The following is a 6,537-nucleotide window of genomic DNA, read 5'->3' on the forward strand; positions in this document are numbered from 1 at the left end:
TTCACTAGACGTCGATACTCAGCTAGTGCCTGACTCGGATGCTGTCGCCCTGCATAGGACTCAGAATCCGTCCAGAAGCAGAAGACATCGGCATAGAAGCGATGCTGAATCGCCCACTCGTAGGCCACCGCTGCATTGGTGCCTCCGAAGTTGTTATCCGTTGCCTTCTTAAGTGCATCGCGGAAGCTATCTCGGGCCGTGATACCCAAGTCACGGAACTGGGTTGAGAACCCGCGAATCGCGTAATTCTGCTCAGCTTTGGCCGTTGCCAGCGCCATTGCCGTGGCAATCTCGCAGCAGCTGAGGCCCACAGAACCGACGGTGTAGTAGGACATGGACCCGGAGACATCGATGGCATGCATAAACACCTTGCCCGTTGGGGCAACCGTCTCGAAAGATAGCTCAAGAGTTGTTTCGAGAATATCGGTGACTCGGGCGATCGGTGTCCAAGTCTTGCGACTTCGCCCCACCTGGCCCCCAGACGCATAGGTCTTCAAGGCCTTGAGCACATCAATCGGATGAATCCGAGCCTTGCGCAAGCGCTGCTTGTTGGTTAATACTGCGGCTACTCGCTTGAGGTTTTTGCTTTTATGGGCCTGGAGAACACCTAGCGCCGTCAAAGACCCTAGATTTCGCAATAAGGCTCCCACGGGCATTCCGTCTAAGAGGAGCTGCCAAGCCCGCTGATCCATCTGACCGATGGGGGCGATCATCTCGTGGGTTAAACGACCTTGGGTAATCGCCTCATGAGTAGCCTCGGGCTGACGCTTGACCCGCTCATACCACCAAATTTGCTTTAAAGCGTCAGGAGCAGTTTCAGGCAAGGTCTCCCAACCCTGGGTCACCCAGTGATAAAGGGCCTGATGATCGGCACTGATGGGTTTGACGTGGAACAGTCGTAAGGCATCCCGGTGGGTAAAGCCATGACGCTGCTGGTACTTCAGCAACTGATAGGCTAAGGCTTTGGCATCGGGGTTCGAGAGCCATGCCGTTCCGCACTGGCGAATGATTTTACCGAAGCCCCGTAAGGACTTGGTATAGTTCAACCACTCGTAAAAATGGCTACCTGTTCGCACCACTTGCGGGAACAGCTCCACAAAGGCCTGCTTGGCAGTCTGGGTCTCTCCCATGGATAACAGCACTAAGGCCAAAATGGGTGCACTGTTGTTGATGGAACGGCCATCGCTGGCGTAGAGAATCTCTTCAGCGGTGCGCTGGGGGTTCTCATAAACACACTGTTGGACGACATGGATAAAGTCATCGGTTAGTTCATGCTTATCGGCATAGTAGGTGCTTTGGGCTGTACCGATCAGTAGGCAGCGGCGCAGCATACCCCAAATGCCAGGGTCAAACATATAGCCGCTAGATCGACCTTGGACCATTTCAGCGGCACGACCAGGAATCGGCTGGGTCTGAGGGGTACGGGCGTTGGTAAAAAATTTGTAAGTCATGATCATCTCCGGCCCGACTGGGCAATAAAAAAGCTGAAAATTCCATATAGGGAAAGGGAGTGGAGCGGGAGTCGAACCCGCATCCCGACGGATAAAGGACAAGTCGTTAAAAGCGATAACCTTATTTCCTGCGGCCCTTACGGGCAATAAATGGTGCTCTGCCGTTTGAGCGACCCACTCCAGGGGATGGACGGAAGGGGAGTCGAACCCCTATTTCCCGCGTTGAAGGCGATAACCCTAATTCTTCGACCCTTGCGGATAAAGTTGTGAACAAGGGGGTTAAGACGTTCTACCGTTGAACTATCCGCCCGTGGTTGTGGTTTGGACAGGAGAGGATTCGAACCTCTATTGCCTGCGTCCTAGCGATAACCCTAATTCTTCGACCCTTGCGGATAATGCTGTGAAAAAGGGACATACAGCAGGCGTTCTACCGTTAAACTAACTGTCCATGCTTGGCGTGAAGTACCTCGTTTCTTATCGTTGAACCTAATCTACTGGCCGTCTCTCCCCCGATTCCAATGCAGCAAAGTTGGAGTCAAACGCGGACAGGGTTAGGGTTTTAGAATAAGGGGGGATATCTAAGTTAAGGGGAACCCCCTAACTTTGTCGTAAACGTTCTCTATGCCCAAGCAAAGTTTTGGTCCCATTACCCAGCGCAGAACCCAAACCCTCCTGATGGGGTTGGTGCAGTTCGCTAATGATTCCCTAGCGCTTGAGGACGAAAAAATCCTGGCAGGACTGCGGGGGACGATCAAAACCTATTGGCAAACGGATCAGCGGTTGGTGGTGCAAACCACGGCTCGGCATCTGGTGGCCCTAACCCAATATTTAGAGACGCCACTGACCCTCGCACAGGTGAAAGCAGGTCTCAAGCATCTGCAATCCTTTATGGGCATGCTGGAAGATCACCGCACTAGTCAGCGGGGGTCGGATCAGTGGCATTTCACCCTAACCCTGTGGCATAACCGCTGGGAAGAAGCAGCCAATCAGCAAAGCTTTGACCACGTTTGGAATCAGCAGCGCCCGGACCGAGGGGTGTCGCAACCGAAGACAGAGGTTAGTCCCTGGAGAGCCTGCTGTCAGGCGGCGTTGGATACTCGCTTAACCACTAATCCGCTGACGGCCCATACGGGGTTGGCGTTTGACCTGAAGGATGTCTATTGTCCTGTGGGGCTGGTGGCATATCCGACTGATGTCGCTCCACAAACGAGGGATGCAATAGGCGAGGCTGACACCGAGACAACGGTCTATCAGCCCGATCAGTTTCTAGAGGTTTTACTGGCACAATCAGCGGTTCAGCGGGTGGCCATCGTTGGTCCACCGGGGGCAGGCAAAACGACGCTGTTGCAAACCTTGGCCCTTAAATTGCTGGCCCAAAATCAGGTCCTGCCGATTTGGATCTCTTTAGCCGATCTAGAGGGCCAATCCCTAGAAACGTACCTGCTAGAAACCTGGCTTAAGCAAACCCTGAAGGTATTTACCGTTCCGCCAAGCCAGCAGCAAGCCTTTACCCAGCAGTTCTCAACTGGCAAGGTTTGGCTGTTACTGGATGCTGTGGATGAAATGGGGATGGTGCCCAGCCAAGCATTGGCGTTTGTGGCCAAGCAGCTGAAGGGCTGGCTGGGAGAGGCCCATGTGATTCTGACCTCGCGATCGCAACTTTGGGACGCAGGTCACAACGCCCTGGAAACCTTCACGCCCTATCGCAGCCTTAGCTTCAGCTATCGCCAAGGGGGGAATCAAGTCCAAACCGTAATTCAAAACTGGTTCCAAAACCAGAAGGGCGATACGCTGTATCACCACATTAATCGACCCGAGCTGCGGCGACTCAAAGCCCTGATCCAGAATCCCTTGCACCTGGCCTTGCTCTGTCGAACTTGGCAGCTCACCCAAGGGCAACTGCCAGAAACGAAGGCTATGCTGTATCGGCAGTTTGTCGAGGCCCTCTACGACTGGAAACAGGATCATTACCCCACCAGCTTGGCCCAGCGGCAGCAGCTCAACCAAGGCTTGGCCCACCTGGCGTTGCAGGCAATGGCCCAACCGTCGCCGTTGTTTCGCCTGCCCGAAGTATTTGTCAGTCAACATTTGGATCCAGACCAGTTAACGCTTGCGTTGCAGTTAGGGTGGCTGCAGCCCGCAGGCTGGTCTTCTACTTCCGGGGGCAAAGTCTACGCCTTTTATCACGCCACATTTCAAGAATATTTTGCAGCTCAAGCCATCGCAGATGGGCATCAGTTGATCGAATATCAGCATGCGGAAACGACCTTTCATCCCATCTTCAGTACGCAATGGCAGGAAGTGATCTTGCTATGGTTGGGGCGCAGTGATGTGGCTGATGGGGATAAAGCAGAGTTTCTGCAAGCGCTAGTAGACTTTGCCGATGGCTGCGGTGGGTTTTACGATACTCAGGCGAAATTACTGGCGACCAAAGGGTTAGCGGAATATCCCCAATTTGTTGGAGCCGAAGCGTTAGTCACTGAGGTGGTCCAGTGGCGATTTCAGCAGCAGAAAAGCAAGCCCACGGTCTGGATTGAGCCAGCAGGAGAAGCATTGTCTCAGAGCGATCGCACTCTGGTAACCAAAGCGATTGAACAGTTTGTGGTAAATGCTCAGAATCCTTTTGAGCAGTGGCTGGCGGCCCATAGCTTGGGTAAAAATTATGATCCGGGGAATGGGGTTGCGATCGCAACTCTAGAACACCTGCTGGCCCAAGCGCCTAATCTGGATCTGCAAATTGAGATTGCCAAAAGCCTAGCGGATATCCAACCCATACATCCGCAAGCATTGCAGGCGTTACAAGCGATTGTTCAATCTGAGGCTGCTCCTGGGCTTCGCCGGAAAGCTGCTCATCGCCTCGGCAAAATCGATCCAGAGAATCAGGTGGCACTCCAAGCACTGACTGAACTCTTACAAACCACCCAAGATCCTGCTTTACGTCAGCAAGCGCTGCAATCCTTACAACAAATTGCCCCCGAGCAGTTAACCCAAGCGTTCACAGAATTGCATCCAACGCCATCAGCGCTCCAACCCTCACGTCAACGTCGACGCAACAACAAAACCCCTTTAGAAGACAAAAAGCTGATTGCCAATTTAGAACAAAAACTGCAATCCTCCGCCAACAGGGCTACCCAAATTCGCCATGCAGGTCGCCTTGGTCGTCTTCAACCCAATCATCCCCAAGTGCTGGATACTTTATTGCGTATTCTCCAGACCAGCCGCAATAAGTCCCACCTAAAACAAACCAGCGACCATTTGCTCGAAATTCTCAGCCGCCAGGTTTCCGCATCGCCTGCCAATACCAGCATCCAGAAAACCCTCTTGCCAGTTCGAGATATCTTTTTAAAATCCCATGGATCGCTACAGTATCAAGCAGCCTATAAAACCTTGTGGCATGGAGCCCAGATCATTCCTTACTCCCAGTTTAAGCAGATTTGGCTGCAGGATAACCCAGCCATCAAATCTGACTTGCGCTAAATTTACCCCATAAATGTGATCAAACCGACCATCCTGAAACGTTTTGGTGCAGCACGATGTTAGCTATCTGATGCGATTAGCTCAAGTAGACTATCGACTGCCCCTAACGCAGAGGGATGTTGTGCACCGCCTACAAGGATACAACTCATTCCTACTGCTGATGCCCCACCCAAATCTCGCCGAACGGAATCACCAATCATCACTGCATCTTGTGGCTCGACTTGCATCTCCTTCAATACCTTTAAAAATGGAAAGGGTGATGGTTTGACCATTCCACAATCTGACGAAAACGATGCAGATTCACAAATAGGGAGAACACCACAGTGTTCCAGCCTCTCAACCCACAATGCTTTGGGTGACCAAATATCAATCACTAAGCCCAGTCGAAAATGTTTAGAAAGTTGATGTATTGCGGCTGCATATTCAGGCGGAACAGTGCCTAATTCGTGTCGAGAAAATGTTCCCACCAGAAGCTCTAAATTTTCGTTTGAAAGTGGTTCAAATGCTACGGCACTCTCAAAAGCTTCCCGAAGACTTGGAAATGACTCTCGATACTTTGGATCGGGGTAGCGAACGTCTAGATAATTGTAAGCCGCGCCAGTCAAATGATTGACAAGGCTTGGCTCCATTGTTCCACCAAGCTGACGATAGATAACGGAGTAATCTTCGGTTGCGCCAAATCGATCAGAACCAAACATGAACGTTTCATTCATATCTAACAATAGGGTGCTGAATTGATCGATCATCCCAATTCACCTTAACTCAACCAAAGACAGCTAACGACGGGCCTCACTGACGTGAGTAATCGCAAAACAGAGCATTGTAGTGCGATTGCCCACACGTCTTTCAGAATAGACCTGCTGATATCTTGCGATCGCTAAAATAAAACTACCGGGTACCCTCCCTACGCTCTATGATGGCTATCCCTAACTACATCAGTCCCGAAGAATACCTCTCCATTGAACGCCAAAACCCCATTCGCCATGAATATCGGCGTGGCTTGGTCTATGCAATGGCGGGTGGCACTGATAATCACGATCGCCTAGCGCTAAATCTCCTCAGTCTAATTAACCTACATCTAGGGGATTCAGAGTGCCGATTTCACTCCGGTAATGTCAAAGTGAATTATCAAGATGAGTATTACTACTATCCTGATGCCTTTGTTACCTGTGACCCCCGAGATCGGGACGATCGTTATCTCAAGCGATATCCTAAGCTAATTGCGGAAGTGCTTTCACCTAATACAAGAAATTTTGACTCAGGCGAGAAATTTGACGATTATCAAAAAATTCAGCCCTTAGAAGAATATATTCTGATTTCTCAGGAGAGCCAGCGGGTAGAATGCCGTCGTCGCACAGCGGCTAATACGTGGGAGACCGTTATGTATCAGGCGGGCGATCAGGTTGTTTTGAATAGCCTGGGTTTAGAATTTGCGATCGCAAACCTCTATCGTGGCCTCGATCCCTGATCGGCCTCACCCTCAGAACATCGCTGACAGAACCCGTTTTGTAATCGGGATGACAGGATTCGAACCTGCGACATCCTGCTCCCAAAGCAGGCGCGCTACCAAACTGCGCTACATCCCGTTGTTGACCACAGCCAACAAGAC

General features: G+C 51.4%; 4 protein-coding genes and 3 tRNA genes. 2 read left to right on the forward strand and 5 right to left on the reverse strand.

Annotated elements, in window-relative coordinates; genetic code table 11:
- The 3 genes from Q0986_RS22280 to Q0986_RS22290 form a co-directional block, all read right to left on the reverse strand.
- Positions 1-1,451, reverse strand: a 1,451-nt coding sequence (locus Q0986_RS22280) for a TROVE domain-containing protein (RefSeq protein WP_299416267.1), incomplete at its 3' end; no start/stop codon positions are given.
- A gap of 56 nt (positions 1,452-1,507) precedes the next feature.
- Positions 1,508-1,631 (reverse strand) — tRNA-OTHER (locus Q0986_RS22285).
- Positions 1,632-1,772: 141 nt separating this feature from the next.
- Positions 1,773-1,900: transfer RNA gene (locus Q0986_RS22290), tRNA-OTHER, on the reverse strand.
- A gap of 172 nt (positions 1,901-2,072) precedes the next feature.
- Between Q0986_RS22290 and Q0986_RS22295 the strand changes: the two genes are divergently transcribed.
- Complete coding sequence (locus tag Q0986_RS22295) at positions 2,073-4,928, forward strand: HEAT repeat domain-containing protein (RefSeq protein ID WP_299416271.1); 2,856 nt, start codon at positions 2,073-2,075, stop codon at positions 4,926-4,928.
- 59 nt (positions 4,929-4,987) lie between these two features.
- On the opposite strand, the gene Q0986_RS22300 is transcribed toward Q0986_RS22295, so the two are convergent.
- Positions 4,988-5,674: an HAD family hydrolase gene (locus Q0986_RS22300; protein WP_299416275.1), complete on the reverse strand. Its 687-nt coding sequence runs from the start codon at positions 5,672-5,674 to the stop codon at positions 4,988-4,990.
- Positions 5,675-5,841: 167 nt separating this feature from the next.
- Between Q0986_RS22300 and Q0986_RS22305 the strand changes: the two genes are divergently transcribed.
- The gene (locus Q0986_RS22305; RefSeq protein WP_299416278.1) at positions 5,842-6,396 is read left to right on the forward strand and encodes a Uma2 family endonuclease; all 555 of its coding nucleotides are present in this window, start codon (positions 5,842-5,844) and stop codon (positions 6,394-6,396) included.
- A gap of 44 nt (positions 6,397-6,440) precedes the next feature.
- Here the strand turns inward: Q0986_RS22305 and Q0986_RS22310 are convergent.
- Positions 6,441-6,514: transfer RNA gene (locus Q0986_RS22310), tRNA-Pro, on the reverse strand.
- Positions 6,515-6,537 lie beyond the last annotated feature (23 nt).

The organism is Acaryochloris sp. IP29b_bin.148 (genome assembly GCF_028285565.1).
GTDB lineage: Bacteria > Cyanobacteriota > Cyanobacteriia > Thermosynechococcales > Thermosynechococcaceae > Acaryochloris.